We start from the raw sequence: 18,658 nt of genomic DNA on the forward strand, positions 1-18,658 counted from the left end.
CTCAGGACGCCTTGGAAAATGTTTCATGGGGAAAAAGCGGAGCCGCAGTCAGGTTCAGGCCTGCGGGGTCGCGGTAGCGGCTGCCGAAATGCTGCGCGGGCAGACGCGCGCGACCCGCACCGAACAGCCGTTCGCGCAGGGTCTCGCCCGGCGTGTAGGCTGTGCGATAGCGCCCGCGCTGCTGGAGTTCGGGCACGACCAGATCAATGAAATCCCGCGCGGTGCCAAAGGTGTGGTACTGGCGCAGGTTGATGCCATCGATGCCGTCAACGTCCAGCCAGTGCTCGATTTCATCGGCAATCCTGTCGGGCGTGCCGACAACAAAGAAGCGCCCTTCATCAAACGAGGCAATCTGGCGCAGTGCGCTGCCCACCGTCTGCTCCGGGCGGAAGCGCCGGCCCATGTTGCCAAATGCCAGCCCTTCGCGCTTCAGCACATCGCCAATGCGTTCATCGGGGCTGAAGCGCCGCAGGTCGATTTCCGCCTGCGCATGCACCAGCGCGCCTTCCACGCTGTAATACTGGCGGTAGGTCTCCAACTTCTTTTCCGCCAGGGACTGCGTGGTATCGGCAATGATCCCGGCCATGACAATAAAGCGAATATCATCACCATTGCGACCATGGGCGCGGGCACGTTCGCGCGTGCGGGCGATGTTGGCGCGCACGGCCTCGGTCGTCTGGCCGCCAATGAACACGACTTCCGCATGACGGGCGGCGAATTCCAGCCCGTCTGGCGACCCGGTAGCCTGGAACAGCACCGGCGTACGCTGCCGCCCCGGCGAGACCAGATGCGGTCCCGCCACGCGAAAGTATCGGCCATCGTGATTGATGGGGCGGACCGCATCGGGGTTGGTATAGATGCCGGCCTGCGCATCATTTACGACCGCATCATCATCCCAACTGCCTTCCCACAGCTTGTACAGCACATCGAGGTATTCATCCGCGATGGCGTATCGCTGCGTGTGCGGGATTTCATCATCCAGCCCGAAATTGCGGGCGGCACTGCGCAGGTAGGATGTCACGATGTTCCAGCCCACGCGGCCGCCAGTCAGCAGGTCGAGCGTTGCCATGCGCCGGGCAAAGGCGAAGGGTGGCTCGTAAGTCGTGGAAAAGGTGACACCAAAGCCCAGATTCTGCGTCACCGCCGCCATGGCGGGCACGACCATCAGCGGGTCAAGATTCGGGATCTGCAGCCCCTCACGCAGGGCAGCCGCATTGCCATCACCAAAGCGGTCATAGGTGCCGATCACATCGGCCAGGAATACGGCGTCGAACAGCCCTTCCTCGGCCAGTTTTGCTACTTCCAGCCAGTACCCCATCTCGCCAAAGCGATGGCGGTTATTGCCGGGGGCACGCCACATGCCATGCACGATATGGCTGACACAGGCCATCTCGAACAGGTTGACGTGCAGCTGTTTTTTTGGGCGGCTCATGCCACCTGCTCCGACCGGGTGCGGGTGCCGGCAGCCTGCGGTGCAGCATCGGTTGCATGCGTGCGCCACCGGGAGCCGAACGCCGTACCATTGAGCACAAGGTCACCCAGTTCACGCTGGCGTTGCACCAGCGGATTATGCGACGCCAGCGTACGCGCGTTGCGCCAGTGCCGGTCCAGCCTGCGAGCGGCACTGGTGGCGGATGCTCCGCCCACTTCAAACAGCAGGTTGGCCGCTTCCAGCACCTGGGGGGCCACGATCTGCTGGGCCTGATAGGCCTGCACCTGTGCGCGGTCGAATGCCGGGCCGCTTTCGTGGCCTGCCACCCACAGGGGGAACGTGTCTTCCAGACCCTCTGCCACCTTTTCCACCAATGCATCGGCGGAGAAGGACAGCGCCGAGAGCCGCCCCACCACACCCTGCACCAGCGGGTCATGCCGCTGTGCCACCTGCCCCGGTATGCCGAAGGTGCGCGTGCGCGGCCGGACGAAGGCCACTGCATCGCGCACGATGGCCCGCCCGATGCCTGCCAGCGTAGCAAGATGGAACAACTGGTAATAAGTGGTGAAATATTCGTTGGTGGGGAATTGGGACAGTGGGGTGCGGCCCAGGATGTTTTCATCCGGCACACTCACGTTTTCAAAAACCGTGGTGCCGCTACCCGTCAGGCGCTGGCCAAAACCGTCCCAGTCATCCACGCGGGTCACGCCGGGGGCGGTGGCGGGCACGATCAACTGGATGCGGTCTGTCCCGTCGGTCGCTACCACCACGATCCACGAAGCATAAAGCGTGCCGGTGGAATAGTATTTGGTGCCCTCCAGCCGCCACCCGTCCCCATCCAGCCGGGGGGTAAGGGCTGTCGTGGTGCCGGTACTGTCCGTCAGTTCCGCCATGGCGGCGCCAAACAGGGCACCCTGCGCCACGCGTTCCAGCCAGCGTGCGGCCTGTGGGCTGGCCCCTTCATGCAACTGGCCTTCGACAAAGGCAAAGTGGGCACGGAAAATCTGCGGCAGGTTTGAATCCGCCTCTGCCAGCTCCGCCAGCAGGGCAAAGGTCTCGGTCAGGCTGGCGCCACTGCCGCCATGCTGCACGGGCACCCGCAGCGCGCCAAAACCGGCTTCAAGCAGCCACTGCACCGCATCATACGCAAGGATGCGGTGGTGTTCACGCTCGACCGCACCCTGAGCAATCCGAGCAAAAACGGGACGCAGCGTCTGTGCCACCATTTCAATCCGGGGGGAGAAGCCGCGTGCGGGATGGACCCGATCTGTCATGACAACCTCATTGCATGGAGGATATTACTATTTTTATTCGTATTTAACCTTAACGACATTAACAACTGTAATTTTAGAGTCAATTATATAATTCACGTATTTTTAAATTATTATAAAAAACAACCGAATTAATTTGCGATTTATTCCCGTTTATTTTCGTATTTTCTATAAAAATTTATATTATCATGTTGATTTAAATGTGTTTTTTATGTAAAAAATATACAAGTATATATGTATTTTATTTTTTCATGCTAACCGTAAAATAGCGCATCCGTGACGGTCCGAACGATATATTCCACTATTTTATATGATTTTTTATCCGGGTTTGGTTATGATCCATATTAAACTATATAATTTGTAAAATTGAGTGACCGGACCGGTCATGATATCGCCATCGCATGAGGATAAGGTAAGCCCATGTCATTTCCCCTGCACGACGCCCCTCAGGCCATGGAAGCCGCCCGACATCTTCAGTCAGTTTTCACCACACGAGCAGCGCGTCATGACCGTACTGGCCAGTTCGCGCATGAGAATATCGAGGATCTGCGCCAGGCCGGGCTGCTGTCGCTCCCTATCGACACGCCACAGCGACCAACAGCCTTCAAACTTGGCGTGGTGGCGGCGATTGTCGGCACGATCGCACAGGCCGATGCCTCCACAGCGCTGGTGCTGGTCAATCATTACATGGTGCGTGCGGCCATGGCGCGGCACGAATGTGGATCGGCTGCATTGGCCCGATGGGTGGAAGAGGAACAGCATGACCAGTTGCTCAACATCCTGCTGGCCGAGCCTGATCTAGGCTCCGCGTCACGTGGCGGACTGCCGGGCACGGTTGCAACCCGTACGTCTGCGGGGTGGTGCCTGAACGGGCGCAAGGCCTATGTCACGGGTATTCCCGGCCTGTCGTGGCTGCTGGTGCGCGCCCGCACTACGGAAGAGACGCCCCGGGTCGGGCTGTTCATGGTCCCGGCCACGGCCCCGGGCATTACGGTCATTGAAAACTGGGACCATATCGGTATGCGGGCCAGCAACAGCCATGAGGTGATCCTGCATGATGTGCCGCTCAGGGCCGATGCTGCCCTTGACCTGCACCTGCCCGATACGCCACCTGCGCCACGCAATACGCTGTTATTATGGAACACGGGGTTGCTGGGCGCACTTTACAATGGCATTGCAACCGCAGCACTTGACTGGTTTGTCACATTCCTCAAGACCCGCGTCCCCTCCAGTCTGGGTGCGCCACTGGCAACACTGCCCGGCATGCGCGATGCGGTGGGCGGCTTTTCGCTGACCCTGCACATGAACACCATGCTGCTGGACCGATACATGACAGGCGTGGAGACCGACGCACCGCCTGAACGCCTGAATGCCGATGCGGCGGTCATCAAGGCAAAGGTGGTGGACGCGGCGGGGGATTTCACCTCGGCCATCATGGGACTTGCGGGCAATGCCGGACTCTCGGCCCACAACCCGCTGGAACGCGCCCACCGCGATGCCCTGTGCGGCCGCATTCATGCTCCTCATGGCGAACTACTGCGCAGCAGGGCGGGACAGGCCGCGCTGGCCTGAAGAACGGACTGCCCTGCCCTGTGTGTCTGTCCCGTCACGATCAGGACAGCACACCTCGGGACATGACCTTTAGGCTCAGGACCCATTGATTTGTGTAGGGAATTTTGCTTCAGGTTCTGCAAGGAGACTGAAGATGAGTGACCTGTTTTGGCTGACGGATGAACAGATGGAGCGTCTGCGGCCGTTCTTTCCCAAGAGCCATGGTAAACCGCGCGTTGATGACCGCCGCGTGCTGAGCGGCATCATTTTTGTGAACCGCAATGGTATGCGCTGGCGTGATGCGCCCCGGGAATACGGTCCGCACAAGACGCTCTACAACCGTTGGAAGCGTTGGGGCGACATGGGCATTTTCATGCGGATGATGGATGGCCTGTCTGCCGCGAAGGCTGAGCCTCAGACTATTATGATTGATGCGACCTATCTCAAGGCACACCGCACGGCTTCAAGCCTGCGGTTAAAAAAGGGGATCCAGGCCGCCTGATCGGACGCACTAAAGGGGGCATGAACACCAAGCTGCATGCGGTCACCGATCAGAACGGACGACCGCTGAGCTTCTTTATGACAGCCGGACAGATCAGTGATTACACCGGAGCTTCTGCTCTGCTGGACAACCTTCCCATGGCACAGTGGTTGCTGGCGGATCGGGGTTATGATGCTGACTGGTTCCGGGATGCCCTGGAGGAAAAAGGGATCAGGCCCTGCATTCCGGGAAGAATATCCCGCGGAAAACCAGTCAAATACGACAAGCGAAAATACAAAAGACGCAACCGCATCGAAATCATGTTCGGCCGCCTCAAGGACTGGCGGCGGGTCGCAACACGCTATGACAGATGCCCGAACGTCTTCTTCTCAGCCATCTGTCTCGCTGCAACCGTCATCTTCTGGCTATGAGTCCTGAGCCTAATGAACCGGTGCGGCATGTCAGGAATGACGCCATCAATTCCGCCATTGACTCCCTGACCGTGCAGAGCCCGGATAAGGTCTGGACCGTAGGTGAACTGGCCCGGCATGCCGCGATTGGCGGAATGGGCGTGACCATTGTGGGCAGCCCGACCGAGATTGCCGACCAGATGGAGGAATGGATGGCGCAAACCGGGGTGGACGGCTTCAACCTTGCCTATGCCGTGGCACCGGAAACGTTTGAGGATATCGTGAACCTGGTTATTCCCGAACTGCAGCGGCGCGGGCGGTACAAGACCGCCTATCGTCCCGGCACCCTGCGCCACAAGCTGTTCGGTGGGGATGATCTGCTGGATGGCACGCATGTGGCCGACAGCCTGCGTATCCACCCTGTGGGGGTACGCAGGCAGCATACTGAAACCGGTGTATAGGTCCGACTTCAATCTGGCATGACGGCATGCGACCTGAAAAATCAGGAAAAGTTACTGCGTACCGCCTTTTTTAAAGGCGGCATTTCCTGAAGGCCCTCTTGAAAAAATCTTCACCAAAAACTTCCTTATGACCTGGTGGTATGAGGCAGGCTGGCAGCAAAATCGGCCAGCATGTCCATCCCGTCCGGCCATGCGCCGATGGGGGCGTAGTTACCGATATGCCCGGCTCTGCCTGCATCACGTAATGTGGCGTGCCACGTCGCACTCAGGCTGCGCGCGCGGGACATGGCCAGCCACTCATCATTGCGGCTGGCTACCAGCATGGCGGGCAGAGGCAGCGCGCCTGTGGGCAATGCCGCGAATTCCGCTACACGCGCCTGTTCCGCCCCCCGGTAGGACGCCACATCCGCCAGCGCTACCAGAAAGATCCCGGCAACATTGCCCAGCCCTTCCTCCGCAGCCATGCGCACGCTCAGCGCGGCTCCAAGGCTGTGCGCTACCACTATGGCAGGGCGGGGACCCGTGCGGCCAAGTGTCAGGCGCAGGGTGTCCGCCCACATACGGTAAGTTGGCCGTGCCCAGTTCCGTTGCCTTACGCGGTGCACGCCAATCCCGTGCAGGCGCAGCACATGTTCCCAGCGTGACTGCCAGTGATGGGACAGGGAACCATCCAGACCCGGCACGATCACCACATCAAACCCCGCCAGCGCACGCACCAGTCGTCTGGTTGCCTGTGTGCAGTCCAACTCATCTGCTAGGGGGAATGGCGCCTGCGGGGGTATGCCAGTAGTGCGGGGGCGAAGCGCCATGGCGACTGAGAGGAAAGGCATCATCATGTTTTTCGCTATCGGGTCATGTGCAGGGAAGGGCGTGCATTGTTATGCCGCGCGGCGGGCAGATTCCAGCGTGGGACAGCAGTGCGGCGCCGGTTCTGGCAGCACGCGCAGCACTTCTGCAAAATCCCGCCCGGTGGTGGGAGGATAGGTGACCGTGCTGTGAATCCGGTTTTCCGGGTCCACAATAAAGGCTGCATGCATATCCACCAAGGGGCTGTCCTGTCCTGCATCCACGGCAATGCCCTGCCACAGGGCCATCACCCTGGCCGTATCATCCGTAACCGTTGCCAGATCCGTCAGGTCTGCCAGTGCCGTCGCACCGGACCGCACCATCATGTCCTGATCAGCGTCGGGGAAAGGGGAAAGTCCCAGCAGGTGTATGCTGGCTATTCCGCTGCGTATCTGCCGCAGGGCCAGGCGCAGGCTATGGGGGCTGTAATCACCCGGATGGGTCATCACAATTCGCCAGCAGTCCTGCCCCCATGCGTGGAAGCGGATCGGGCCGGTTGTGGTTTCAATCGTGAAATCCGGGGCCTGCCAGCCGGGGAAAAGTGCCATTGCAGGTTCTTCCTTAAACAGGATGGCGACAGCGTGCGCAAGAACTGTAGCCGGGTGGAGAAAGCTGTCATCATTACGCGGGCGCGGGACAATGCGCTGGCCGTATTTCTGGTTTGTATGGGGGCAGGCATCCTGTTTTATACGAACACATGGCTTATCCTTTCAGGCGTTGTGGATAATGTAGCGTGTTTCAAAAATTATGCTAATTAAAAATGTTATATAAAAATACAACATAAAAAATGTACAAAAATCTTCGACCTCCCATTCTCGAAAAATGGGGAGGGGAAGCACGGTGTAAGGCCGTTCCGGCGCATCAGGTTGGGTGATCTTTAACAAGAAAATTTATTTAACCATTTGTTAAATATAAGATTATATAAATTATTCTCGATTTTTGACAAAAAATACACATAAAATGTCATATTAAAAAATAATACAATTAATATGATGGTATGTTGACGGTGTCCGTCTTTCATGTATGATCTGCCTCAACGTCCTATGGTATAAGGCGTGAACAGACACGGACAGGGTGATCTGACATGAACCATCCAGCAATGCGAATGTGGTGCATCGGTCGATGTAGCAACCTGCCTGCCATGTCCTGTGCATGGGCGGGCTATCGTTAGAACAGTCGGCGGAGCGCCTGCCGGCAAACAACTGGGGGCCATGACCCCGGTCCACAGTCCCGCAAGGCAGTCATCCAATGCTTGAATCCCGTATTGTCGAAGTTGACGGCACATTTGTCGGTACCCTCATTATAGAAGCGGACCGTGTCACACAGCGCTTTTACGCAACGCATGACAGCGTACGTGCCTTCCACAACCGTACGCTGCAGGGGGGTGATGATCTGCCCCGTCAGGTTGCCCGCCTGTACAGGCGTAACCATGCGATGGGTCTACAGTCTTCATCGTAAGTACGGACATATACGCAAAACAGCCCGGACATGCCGTGTCCGGGCTGTTATCGATTTTCTGTAAGGTGCAGGATTGTGCGGACTGGGCCGGGGATGGGGTCAGTCAGCCGGGCTTTGCTTTCCAGTCACGGCCGCCTCAAGGGTAACGGCACCCGCGTAGAGCATGCTGGTGGCATAATAACCCAGGAAAGTGCGGTTTTCCGTCATGTCGCATACCCCACTCTGGTAGTGTTATTTTTCCGGCTTTTTGTTCGGTTCGGTTGTCCGCCCCTGCGCGGGTGGGTCGCTTGCGGGAAAGCTTTCATCCAACGCTTCGTCACGGCCTTCGTCTTCGTGCTGCTGGGTCGGGCCGGGTTGCTTTTCCATATCGGGATCAGGTTTTTGCTGCATTGTCAGTTTTCCTCGCCAGTGTGAATGATGCCCTGTGCCCTGTGCCCTGTGCCCTGTGCCCTGTGCCCTGTGCCCTGTGCCCTGTGCCCTGCAGGCCGGTAGCATGGTTGTGCAATGGCGGCGGCTGGGAGGATGTGTCGAAGGGAAAGAGCTTTCCTGGACCCACGGGGGATAGTCCTGTGGAACGGGCGGAGCCGGTGGCGATAATGGCGGCTGGCCGGATATATGAGCATACGGCAGGGACATGGCCGTTCGCATCGGGTTGATGCGCGAAGGGCGCTGGGCCGACAGTTTTATTGTCCGCTGCTATCAGCGGGGGCAGGGGTTTTGTTGCCACCATGACTGCTGCGCCCGGCTTCCGCGCCCCCGTGGTGATGCCAGCCGCTGCTGGTAGTACTGGTGCCGCCGGAACCACTGGTGGGCGGCTGCGTGCCAGGCTGTTCATCTACAGTGCGCGGGTTATTCCACAGCTTGTCGGACGGTTCGACGCGCTTGCCCGAGTTCGATATGGCCGAAGGCGGGTTCTTGCCTACTTCCGATGCCGCTGAATCGGCGGTGGGTGCTGGGTTTGTCTGCATGTTGGACTGGGCCAGCGCCATTACAGGGGCGCTGGCAATGAGCGTTGCCAGCAGGGCTGAGCGGAATGTCTTGGCCATTGGGTGCGCCTTTCGGTTTGGTGAAAAATATGCTGCTGATTAAAGAAACCATGCGCGGGAAGGTTGCATGGCTGTTGCCCGGTTATAGTAAAAGCGGGCCGACTTCAGATGACAGTATTCACGTGCATGATTTGCATGCATGCCATCATACGGCACACGGTATGGCTCAGCAGGGTGTCTGGTCGGGCTGACCGGCAGGGGCCGGTTTATGGGCATGCGGTTTGGTACCGCCACCATGGGGGCTGTTGCGCCCTGTGTCGCGGTGGCTGGTTTTTTCTATTTTTTCGTCATTATCACGGGTGGATTCAGGCTCGTCCTCACCCGCGCGTGGTCCGCCCTGCCCTGGCGTACCGACCCGGGGTGGCGTGTCATGCCGTGGGGGGGACAGCACAACGCCGTGGGGCAGGGTGCGTTCATGCATGGTGTAAGTCATTGTTGGCTCCCTTTGTGCGAATGGAAAACAGGGACAGGCCGGAGACGCCTGCAGACCTTTTGTGGCGCGTATGAGTGCGCAAGGCGGCTTTTCTTCCCTGTCGCGCCACCTGTAGGGGTAACGGTGTACATGAAGGATGGTTCTGTATTGTCCGGGTAGTCGTGAGAATAAATATCCGGCACCTGTTTCCTGCATCCTGGACAGTACTGTGCAGACCTGTATTGCACCGGATACAGGGCAGGGATGGAAGATGGGACTTATGCGGTCATGCCCAGTGTCATGTCCACATTATGGGTTGCGCCATCATCCACCATATCAATCACGCCGGTGGCAGGTAGGGGCATGCCGTCCAGTGTGGCATGACCAATTCCCCGGCAGACCTGGTGCGGGTTAAGTACGGTAATGTGGTAGGTTGCCGTCCGCCAGCGTACGAGGGCGCGGAACTGCGGCCACTGGTGTGGGATGCACGGCTGTACGACAAGCTGCGTGCCGACAATGCGGATGCCCAGTATGGTCTCCACGCCCACGCGCTGCATCCATCCCGCCGATCCGGTGTACCATGACCATCCGCCCCGGCCCACATGGGGCGGGGTAGAATAGATATCGGCCGCGACCACATATGGTTCCAGCCGGTAGCGGGCGACATCCGCCGGGGTCCGGGCATGGTTGATCGGGTTGAGCATGTGCAGCAGGGCATGCGCCTGGTCTCCATCGCCTAGTGCGGCCATGGCCATGACCGTCCAGAGTGCGGCATGGGTGTACTGGCCCCCGTTTTCGCGTATGCCTGGCGGGTAGCCACGTATGTAGCCCGGATCGGGCTCCGCTGTATTGAAAGGCGGCGTCAGCACCAGAACCAGCCCGTCCTGCCTGCGTACCAGGTGGGTCATGACCGAGCGCATGGCATGTTCCCCCCGTTCAGGCGGCGCAACGCCCGAAAGCACGGCCCAGGACTGGGAAATGGCATCGATCTCGCATTCCGCGGCCTTATGGGTGCCAAGGGGCGTGCCGTCATCAAAATAGGCGCGCAGGTACCAATCGCCATCCCACGTGGCTTCCAGTGCCGTGACCAGGGCCTGCGCGTGGTCCTGCCATGCCTGCGCGCGCGTGTGTTCGCCGCGTGCACGTGCCAGCGGTATGAAGGCGCCCAGCGTGGCATGCAGGAACCAGCCCAGCCATACGCTCTCGCCCTGTCCCTTTTCGCCTACGCGGTTCATGCCATCATTCCAGTCACCGGTGCCCATCAGCGGCAATCCGTGCGTGCCCACCGCCATGCTGTGGTCCAGCGCGCGGGCACAGTGCTCGAACAGGGTGCCGGTCAGGGCGGAGCGGACCGGGATCATGAAGCGGTCATGCTCGTTCAGGGGCAGCGCCGGGCCTTCAAGGAAAGGAACCTGTTCCTCGAGTACCCCCATATCGCCGGTGGTGGTGACGTAATGCAGGACCGTATGCGCAAGCCATGTGCAGTCATCGGAGATATGGGTCCGTACCCCGGCCCCGGTATCGGGCAGCCACCAGTGCTGCACGTCCCCTTCGACAAACTGGCGCGATGCCGCACGCAGCAGATGGGCGCGCACACGCTGCGGGCAGGTGAGGGCCAGCGCCATGCCATCCTGCAACTGGTCACGAAAGCCGTAGGCCCCGCTGGCCTGGTAGAAGCCCGCGCGCGCCTGCACGCGGCTGGCCAGTGTCTGGTACAGTAGCCAACCATTGAGCATTATGTCCATCGTGCGGTCTGGTGTATGGACTTCAATGCCTCCCGTTACTTTTTTCCAGTGTGCCTTGACCGTAGCGAGCACACGGTCAAGGTCGGCGCTACGATAATGGCTTACCAGTGCGCGGGCCTGTTCCTCGTCCGTGCCCTCGCCCAGCAGGAACACGATTTCCGCCCGCCCGCCTGGTGGCAGGGTCACCACTGTCTGCACCACGCCACACGGGTCCAGCCCCGCCCCGGTCCGTCCCTGCACCCCGTTCGGGTGTATGAAGGCAATCGGGTTGTCCATTGTGGCGTTGCGGCCGATGAATGCCCCCCGGTCGCCCGAACTGGCACTCAGGTAGCCCCCGATATCGGCAAAGGCCACACGGTTGGCATATTCCGGCTTCCAGTGGTTGCGCGCGAACAGTGCCCCCGTATCAGGGTCCATGGTGGTGGAAATGAAGGGGGCGGTCGTGCTGCGCGCAGCCCCCAGCACCCATTCCACATAAGCGGTAACGGACAGTGTGCGCGCCTGCCCCGACTGGTTATGGAGCTGGATGCGCGTGATCTTGACCGGGTCGTCTGTGGGCACATACTGCAAAAGCGAACTGGCTATGCCATGGGCAATCCGCTCCAGGCGCGTATGACCGTAGCCGTGGCGGGTGACGTAGGTCGCCTGTGGGTCGCGGCGTGTGGTGGCGGTGGGGCACCATAGCGTGCCGGTATTTTCATCGCGGAAGTAGAAGATCTCTCCCGCATGGTCGCTGGTCGCGTCATTTGACCATGGGGTGATCTGGTGCTCGCGGCTGTTTCCTGACCATGTATAGCCGCTTCCCTCGGCCGAGACCTGGAAGCCGAAGCGGTCGTTGCTAATCACGTTGACCCATGGCGCGGGCGTGGTCTGCCCGGGTTCGAGCACGATCACGTATTCATGCCCGTCCAGTGCAAAACCGCCATGACCGTTGAAGAATTCAAGCACTGGCACCGGCGGCATGCCAAAGTCCGGTGTATCAGGCTGCGGACGGGCGGCTACTGGCGGGAAGGGGCGTGGTGGCGTCCGTTCTGCCTGCCCCAGTTGTTCGGCCAGCCCGCGTTCCGCATCCAGCACCACACGGGCTACCGATATGATGAGGTTGCGCATGGCAGGGGTAACAAGGTCCGTACGCAGCACCCGCACCGATCCCATGTCATTGCCCGCGCGCGGTCGTGCATGGACAAGCTGGTCAAGCGAGACCTGGAGGTCCTGCAGGTAGGAGGCGGGATGTTCGTTCAGGATGACAAGGTCCACTGCCAGTTGCTTGAGCTGGAAATATTCGTGCGCCAGCAGCAGCAGGCGCACGATATCCATGTTGGCGTTTTCCTTTATGCGCAGCACCATGATCGGCAGGTCGCCAGAAATGCCCTGCTCCCATAAAAGTGGCTGGGGACCGGCACCCTTTGTAATCGCGGTGGAACCTGCGCGCAGGGCGGGCCCCGCAAATATGATATGCCCCGCCAACTGCTGGAACAGGTCCGCCGTGGCAGGTGTCATGTCCAGATGACGCAACTGGACCTGTGCCTGGGTCCACGCCAGCGTGCGCACGCGCTCGACAGCCGCCGCGTCGTGGTGGGTCTCAATCAGGTCCAGCAGGGCTGCGCGGGTGGGGGCCACCATGGTCCAGAACGTGACCCGCGCCATGGTGCCCGGGCGGATGGTGGCATGCGTGCGGATGCACAGGGCCGGGTCGAGCACCGTACCGGTATGGCCGCCAAGAGGCTCTGCCGCCCGCAGGGCCACCGGGTCATGCACGCTGTGACCCCGGCCGATGAAGCGCGCCCGGTCTGTCTCGATCTCGACAGGGGTATCGCACATGGCCAGATGGGCGACCCATATCCCCGCCTCATCGGGTGTGCGCCTGCGGCGGGTGGCGATCAGGGCACGGGTGGCGGGTAGGTATTCGGTCTGTACGAACAGTTTGGTAAAGGCCGGATGCGCAAGGTCGGCCGCCTGCGGCAACAGCGCCAGTTCGGCATAGGAGGTGATGTCGATATCCAGCGTTTCACTGCCGGCATTGAAGATGGAAAGCTGGCGGATTTCTGCATCGGTCTCGGCCGAGATGCGGATCTCCAGCGTTGTCGTGATGGTGCCGTCACGGCGGGCGAACTCGGCGCGGTCCTCGTGAAAGCCGACGCCGTATTCATCGGGCCGCACGCCGCCGGGTTGCAGGCCCGCACTCCAGACCTGCCCGCTACGGCGGTTCTTGATGTAGATGTACTGTCCGTAATCATCACAGGTCGCATCCTCGCGCCAACGCGTGATGGCCTGGCCCTGCCAGCGGCTGTAGCCCGATCCTGCCGCGGTCAGCATGACCACATACCGCCCGTTAGAGAGAAGGTGCGTGACAGGGGAGAGTGTATCGGCCTGTTCCATATAGCGCCCTGAAGGGGCATTTATGGCATGTACCGGCGCTGGTGCCGCATCTTCTGTGGGCAGCGGTCGTGCCACCGCGCCGGTGCGTGGTGCGCGTTCTTGCAGCAGCAGTTCGGCCGAAGCGATGACCGGGTCATCATGAAAGCGCGCGCGCATGATTCCGTTCATTATCGCGTCCGCCACAGCAAGGATGGACATGCCCTGATGGTGGGCCATATAGGCGCGGATGATCGCAACCGTACTGCCATCGGGAATGCGCCCGGGCGTGTAATCAAGCGATTCATACAGCCCGAAACGGCCCAGCGCGCCTGCTTTTTCCAATGCGTAAAGGTTGGCCACCGCCTTTTTGGAATCCACCATCGCCCCCAGCATGGTGGCATAGGGTGCGACCACCGTATCCAGTCCCAGCCCGCGCTTGAGGCCAAGGCCCGGAATGCCGAAGTTGGAATACTGGTAGGTATAGTCCAGATCCCGCACGTTATAGGCGGATTCCGATATGCCCCACGGTATGCCGCGTGCCTGCCCATAGGCGATCTGGCGCTGTACGATCAGGGTATTGGTCTGCGCGAGCAGGCTGCCCATGGGCGCGCGCATGACAAGGGAGGGCATGAGATATTCGAACATCGACCCCGACCACGAAACCAGCGCGGCCCCGTTACCCACCGGCGTGATCGGTCGGCCCAGACGGAACCAGTCCTGCGCGGGCATGTCTCCCTTGGCTATGGCGAAGAACACCGCCAGCCGCGCTTCCGATGCCAGCAGGTCGTAACAGTTGGTATCCTGCGTGTCTTGCGCAACAAGGTAGCCGATGGACAGCATCTTGCGCGTGGGGTTGCACAGAAACCTGAAATCCATCTCCTGCGCCAGGCGGCGCGCCGTGTGTGCGATCACGCCCAGACGTGCACCAAGAGTGGCGTACAGGTCCGTGTCCATGTCGCGCAGGTGACTCTCCAGCGTGCGCCGTGCTGCCGCGATCCAGAACGTACGGTCGGCCGTGGCGGTGGCATCGGCCATGGCGGGCAGATGGTCTGCCTGCCGCACCAGCGTCTCGGCCTGTTCGCACAGGGCTGAAAAGTCGGTCAGGGCACGTGCGGGGGCTGACTGCACGCTGTTCTTGAAGGCGGCCAGTTGCCGCAGCATCTTACGCTCAGCCACGCCGTGGCTGAGTCGCGTGCCATCACGGAAAGTCATGTCGGCAATGGCGATATTCAGCCCGTCGATCGTGCCTTCGCGCCACGGGTCGGTCTGCGGCTCGTTTTCCTGCCAGTGCTGGCAGGTGCTGGCCAGTGCAATAAGGTGACCAGCCAGGTTGCCGCTATCCACGCTGGAGATATAGACAGGCTCCAGCGGCTGGAGATCGGCGGTCGCATACCAGTTGTAGAAATGGCCCCGGTAGCGCGGCATGCGTTCCAATGTTGCAAGGGTCGCCTCAAGGCGCGCAACCGTATCAGCCAGGCCGCACCAGCCATAATCGCGTGCGCTGGCGGTGCAGAGCAGGTACAGGCCGATATTGGTGGGCGATGTGCGCCGTGCCACCACGGCTGTGGGGTCTTCCTGAAAATTGTCGGGCGGCAGCATGTTGTCGTCTGGTGTGGTGAAGGTCTCGAAAAAACGCCATGTGCGCCGTGCGGTCATGCGCAGGGTGCGGATATCGGTGCGTGAGGGGCGCGTGCGCGCGGCAATGACCGGCGTGCGGCTGGCCCACATGGCAATGGCGGGGGACAGGCACCACAGCACGGCAAACGGTAAGGCTAGGAACAGGTTCCACGGTGCCCACAGGCTGACGGCCAGCGCGATCACGCCCGCCAGCATGGGGGCCGGGACCATACGCCCGTAATACCCGGCAAGCCCCGAACGCAGCAGCCCTGCAATCTGGGCGGCAGGCACCCATTGCAGCATGTGCCGCCGTGTGAGGAACACGCGCGCCAGCGTGCGCATGATTGCATCCGTCATGAGGAAGGAAAGATGGGCTAGGAAGGCGATGTTGAGGAAGGTCATTACCGCCGCTTCGGCGCTGGCATGGCCCAGGACGCTCAGGTAACTGCGCAGTGTGATCCATTCCCGCCGGGGCACAAGGGCGGGCAGCATCGGCAGGAAAGCGGGCAGCGCCACGGCGGCCAGTATGAATGCCGTCCATACAAGGGCGGCATGGAATGGCAGGAACCAGCACGCCGCAAGGCTGAGCAGCACAAGCGGTGTGCACAGCGTACGCCGCAGGTTGTCGAGCATTTTCCACAGCGCGAGGCCCGACAGCCGCCTGTGCGGGGGTAGCCGGCGGTAAGAAAGGCTGGGTATGATCCATGGCAGCAGTTGCCAGTCGCCCCGTGTCCAGCGGTGCAGCCTCTGGGCAGCGACAAGGTAGTCGGTGGGAAACTCCTCCACCACTTCCACATCGCTTACCAGGCCCGCACGGGCGAATATCCCCTCGAACAGGTCATGGCTGAGCAGGGTGGACTCCGGCACGCGGTCTGCCAGTGCGGCTTCGAAGGCGTCGATGTCATAAATACCCTTGCCCGCGTATGACCCTTCGCCAAACATGTCCTGGTACAGGTCGGACACGGCGGCGGAATAGGCGTCTATCCCGCTGGCGGAGGCGAATATGCGCTGGAACAGTGTGCTTTCATGCCCCACGGGAAGCGACGGCGTAACCCGTGGCTGCAAGATGGCGTATCCCTCGCGCACCCGCCCCGATACGGGATCGAAGCGTGCGACGTTGAGTGGATGCGCGATCTTGCCGATCAGGCGGCGGACTGTCTCAAGTGGCAGGCGCGTGTCGGCATCAAGCGTTATGATGTATTTCACATCCACGGGCAGGGCGCAGGCGGGGGGAAGGAAAGTTGTGTCGGTCGCGCCGCGCAGCAGGCGGTTGAGTTCGTGCAGCTTGCCACGCTTGCGTTCCCAGCCCATCCAGACCCGCTCGCTTTTGCTCCATACCCGCCTGCGGTGGAAGAGATGGAAGTGCACGGCGCCGGGTGGTGCGTCATATTTGGCGTTAAGCTGGTCTATCCCCCGCTGTGCCAATGCCACAAGCGGCTCATCGGCAGGGGCGTGGGGGCCGTCATGGTCGGTCCAGTCGCTCAGAAGCGCAAAGCAGACCGATGGGTCACGCGTGGCCAGGTAATGCACTTCGATACGTGCCAGCAGTTCAGTGACCGTATCTTCCGTCACCAGCAGGGCGGGCACCACCACCATGGTCCGCAGGTGGGCGGGAATGCCGCCACGGAATTCCAGCCCCGGCAGGCTTGTGACATGGACCATGCCCAGCGCCAGACGGTTTACGCAGGCGACGGCTGCCTCCGATACCGGAATGAACGCCATGACCGGCAGTAGCCATGCCCAGCCGATGCCCCCGTATTGGGCCAGCCACAGCGGCAGGGCTAGGAACATCATGGTCAGCACTATGACAAGGCTGCTGTAGGCCGTGATTCCATGGCTGCAGAAATGCCGCACCAGCATGCGGCACAGGGGGAGGCGGAAGCCGATGGCTGCCTCCAGCGCGGGCCGTCCGGACATAAGCAGGTAGTACCCGGGATCGGCATGGCGCGGGTCGGGCCCGTGTGCGGCCTGCGCCATGGCTATCGCGCGGCGGGCAATGTCCATTTCACTCAGCGTGCTGCCGCGCGCCAGTTCTTCCACGGCCTTGCGGTACAGGTCGCGGCTGGCAAAGTCAGCCTGGGTAAAGCTGTCATATTGGGCAAAAAGGCCGTTGATCAGGCAGACGCAGTCAAAAGCTTCCGTCCAGTCCAGCCCCGCGATAAGCCGCAGGCTGGTGATGACGTTGCGGATGGTAGCGTTAAAGGCGCCCTGTTCGTGCAGGTCGTCGCGCACCGCGTCTTCCACCGTGGTGCCGCGGTCCGCCAGGCGCTGTTCCAGCCAGACAAGGGCGGGGTCCTTTTCAGGGTCCAGCCCACGTGAGCGGTGGGCCAACTGGGCAGTGAACGCACGGGTCAGGACACAGGGGTCTATCATGGCCAGGAATCTGGACAGAGCTGCGGGTGTGCCCTTGCGATACGCCTCCAGCCGATCGGCCAATGCATCGGCTTCGCGTCTGTTGGTGTTGTTGTCCATTATCGCGGCCACCACACGGCGCAGGTTTTCGATCAACACGATGCGCAGCGTGATGGGAACGGCCCATAATTCACCAATCGTCAGTGGCGTGACACTCTGGTAGGCCAAAAGGTAGGCGTACAGCGTATCGGGAGTGAAGCTGCTGTCGGTATGCGCCACCAGCGCCCATGCCACGCCGAACACCCGTGGCAGGCCGGCAAACGGCCCGTCAGCCAGCTTGGGCAGGCGGGCGTAATAGCCGGGTGGCAGGTCAAGGTCGGTCTCGCGTATCTGCATGTCCACAAGGGCGTAATTATCCGCCAGCCACTGTGCGGCGGGGGTCAGTTGTTTTCCGGCCCGTATGGCTTCGGCTATCCGTATGTCGGCAGTGCGCAGGAAGGCCCCGTTTTCTGCCAGGCGACGGGACAGGGGGTGCCCGTATCCCCTTGTGCGGGGTGATATGTTCTGGACCGCCGCCAGGCTTTTGGCATGGGCTTCGAGCCGTTCGGGGCCAAATATCTCGCTTTTCAGCGGTGTGGTGTCATTTTCCCATGCCATACGGTGTGGCTGTCCCATCAGTCGTGCCAGCCACGAACGCCGTGGTGGCATGAAGGCTGGACCGGGTTGCGAAGGGGGTAAGGGCGTCCCGTCCATTCATGGCTCCAGTGGCTTGCGCGCGGGGGCACGTCTGTCCGGCAGGGTTTTTATTTGCGGAACAGGCTTGTCCGGGGTGGGGGGGATGGGCAGAGCAGTCGGTCCAGTAGGCCGGTTGCGGGTCGGTTTGTGTGTTGCGGGGGGCGGGTTGCCGGTATGGCTGGCGATCCTGCCCGCTCCCGCCCCGTGGAGGGGGCGGGATGGAGCGTCTGCTGCCCGGATATTGCCGGTTGTCGGGGTGCACTCATCCTCTGTTCTCCTTGCGCGGGGACTGTGGGAACGGCGTTGATGATGGTATTTCGGGTAAGGGGCGTCGCACGTCCGCGCAGCGGGTGCGTGGCGCTCCAGTGCTGCATGAACGCAGGCGTATGGGGGCACGTTGCACGGGTAGGCATGTATTTTGTCCGACAGCCACGAATACTCGCCAAATATTTCTACATGGCGGTATTATGTCTGCGCTGGCGC

At 61.0% G+C, this 18,658-nt stretch carries 11 protein-coding genes and 1 pseudogene; 4 read left to right on the forward strand and 8 right to left on the reverse strand.

Annotation, left to right across the window (positions count from 1 at the left end; translation table 11 throughout):
* Position 1: 1 nt before the first annotated feature.
* Positions 2-1,432, reverse strand: a complete 1,431-nt coding sequence (locus GLX_RS01225) for an LLM class flavin-dependent oxidoreductase (protein ID WP_014104234.1) — start codon at positions 1,430-1,432, stop codon at positions 2-4.
* Entirely contained in the window at positions 1,429-2,706 is a 1,278-nt protein-coding gene (locus GLX_RS01230; protein ID WP_014104235.1) for an acyl-CoA dehydrogenase family protein, read from the reverse strand. The genes GLX_RS01225 and GLX_RS01230 overlap by 4 nt, the downstream gene beginning before the upstream one ends.
* 417 nt (positions 2,707-3,123) lie before the next feature.
* On the opposite strand from GLX_RS01230, the gene GLX_RS01235 reads away from it, so the two are divergent.
* The 3 genes and pseudogenes from GLX_RS01235 to GLX_RS01250 form a co-directional block, all read left to right on the forward strand.
* The gene (locus GLX_RS01235; protein ID WP_014104236.1) at positions 3,124-4,275 is read left to right on the forward strand and encodes an acyl-CoA dehydrogenase family protein; all 1,152 of its coding nucleotides are present in this window, start codon (positions 3,124-3,126) and stop codon (positions 4,273-4,275) included.
* Positions 4,276-4,408: 133 nt separating this feature from the next.
* A protein-coding gene (locus GLX_RS16915) for an IS5 family transposase (protein WP_148268520.1) occupies positions 4,409-5,166 on the forward strand; the annotation gives its coding sequence in 2 pieces (ribosomal slippage) (positions 4,409-4,730 and positions 4,730-5,166; 759 coding nt in all).
* A gap of 5 nt (positions 5,167-5,171) precedes the next feature.
* Positions 5,172-5,606 (forward strand): annotated as a pseudogene (locus GLX_RS01250) (monooxygenase); the annotation flags it as partial.
* 125 nt (positions 5,607-5,731) lie between these two features.
* Here the strand turns inward: GLX_RS01250 and GLX_RS01255 are convergent.
* Positions 5,732-6,442 (reverse strand): RBBP9/YdeN family alpha/beta hydrolase, encoded by a 711-nt coding sequence (locus GLX_RS01255; RefSeq protein ID WP_014104240.1) that lies wholly within the window; start codon positions 6,440-6,442, stop codon positions 5,732-5,734.
* A 42-nt stretch (positions 6,443-6,484) separates the two neighbouring features.
* Positions 6,485-7,000 carry a thioredoxin domain-containing protein gene (locus GLX_RS01260; protein ID WP_014104241.1) on the reverse strand — a complete coding sequence of 172 codons (516 nt, stop codon included), beginning with the start codon at positions 6,998-7,000 and terminating at the stop codon, positions 6,485-6,487.
* Between the two features lie 700 nt (positions 7,001-7,700).
* Between GLX_RS01260 and GLX_RS01265 the strand changes: the two genes are divergently transcribed.
* On the forward strand, positions 7,701-7,910 hold the full coding sequence (locus GLX_RS01265; protein WP_014104242.1) for a hypothetical protein: 210 nt from the start codon (positions 7,701-7,703) through the stop codon (positions 7,908-7,910).
* Between the two features lie 231 nt (positions 7,911-8,141).
* Here the strand turns inward: GLX_RS01265 and GLX_RS18555 are convergent, their stop codons facing one another.
* The 4 genes from GLX_RS18555 to GLX_RS01285 all read right to left on the reverse strand — a co-directional run bounded on the left by GLX_RS18555 (position 8,142) and on the right by GLX_RS01285 (position 18,193).
* Complete coding sequence (locus tag GLX_RS18555) at positions 8,142-8,300, reverse strand: hypothetical protein (RefSeq protein WP_167537190.1); 159 nt, start codon at positions 8,298-8,300, stop codon at positions 8,142-8,144.
* Between the two features lie 293 nt (positions 8,301-8,593).
* Entirely contained in the window at positions 8,594-8,956 is a 363-nt protein-coding gene (locus GLX_RS01275) for a chlorophyll a-b binding domain-containing protein (RefSeq protein WP_014104244.1), read from the reverse strand.
* A gap of 166 nt (positions 8,957-9,122) precedes the next feature.
* Positions 9,123-9,389: a hypothetical protein gene (locus tag GLX_RS01280; protein ID WP_050856077.1), complete on the reverse strand. Its 267-nt coding sequence runs from the start codon at positions 9,387-9,389 to the stop codon at positions 9,123-9,125.
* Between the two features lie 257 nt (positions 9,390-9,646).
* A complete protein-coding gene (locus GLX_RS01285) occupies positions 9,647-18,193 on the reverse strand; it encodes a GH36-type glycosyl hydrolase domain-containing protein (RefSeq protein WP_014104246.1) in 8,547 nt (2,848 codons plus the stop codon).
* Between the last annotated feature and the right edge of the window lie 465 nt (positions 18,194-18,658).

The organism is Komagataeibacter medellinensis NBRC 3288 (assembly GCF_000182745.2).
In the GTDB taxonomy this organism is placed as follows: Bacteria; Pseudomonadota; Alphaproteobacteria; order Acetobacterales; family Acetobacteraceae; genus Komagataeibacter; species Komagataeibacter medellinensis.

Excerpts from the sequence above, each read along its gene's own strand:
- GLX_RS01235 (WP_014104236.1), top strand. The coding sequence starts at position 3,124 with ATGTCATTTCCCCTGCACGACGCCCCTCAGGCCATGGAAGCCGCCCGA.
- GLX_RS01265 (WP_014104242.1), top strand. The coding sequence starts at position 7,701 with ATGCTTGAATCCCGTATTGTCGAAGTTGACGGCACATTTGTCGGTACC.
- GLX_RS01275 (WP_014104244.1), bottom strand. The coding sequence starts at position 8,956 with ATGGCCAAGACATTCCGCTCAGCCCTGCTGGCAACGCTCATTGCCAGC.
- GLX_RS01260 (WP_014104241.1), bottom strand. The coding sequence starts at position 7,000 with ATGGCACTTTTCCCCGGCTGGCAGGCCCCGGATTTCACGATTGAAACC.
- GLX_RS01225 (WP_014104234.1), bottom strand. The coding sequence starts at position 1,432 with ATGAGCCGCCCAAAAAAACAGCTGCACGTCAACCTGTTCGAGATGGCC.
- GLX_RS01280 (WP_050856077.1), bottom strand. The coding sequence starts at position 9,389 with ATGACTTACACCATGCATGAACGCACCCTGCCCCACGGCGTTGTGCTG.
- GLX_RS01230 (WP_014104235.1), bottom strand. The coding sequence starts at position 2,706 with ATGACAGATCGGGTCCATCCCGCACGCGGCTTCTCCCCCCGGATTGAA.
- GLX_RS18555 (WP_167537190.1), bottom strand. The coding sequence starts at position 8,300 with ATGCAGCAAAAACCTGATCCCGATATGGAAAAGCAACCCGGCCCGACC.
- GLX_RS01255 (WP_014104240.1), bottom strand. The coding sequence starts at position 6,442 with ATGATGATGCCTTTCCTCTCAGTCGCCATGGCGCTTCGCCCCCGCACT.
- GLX_RS01285 (WP_014104246.1), bottom strand. The coding sequence starts at position 18,193 with ATGGACGGGACGCCCTTACCCCCTTCGCAACCCGGTCCAGCCTTCATG.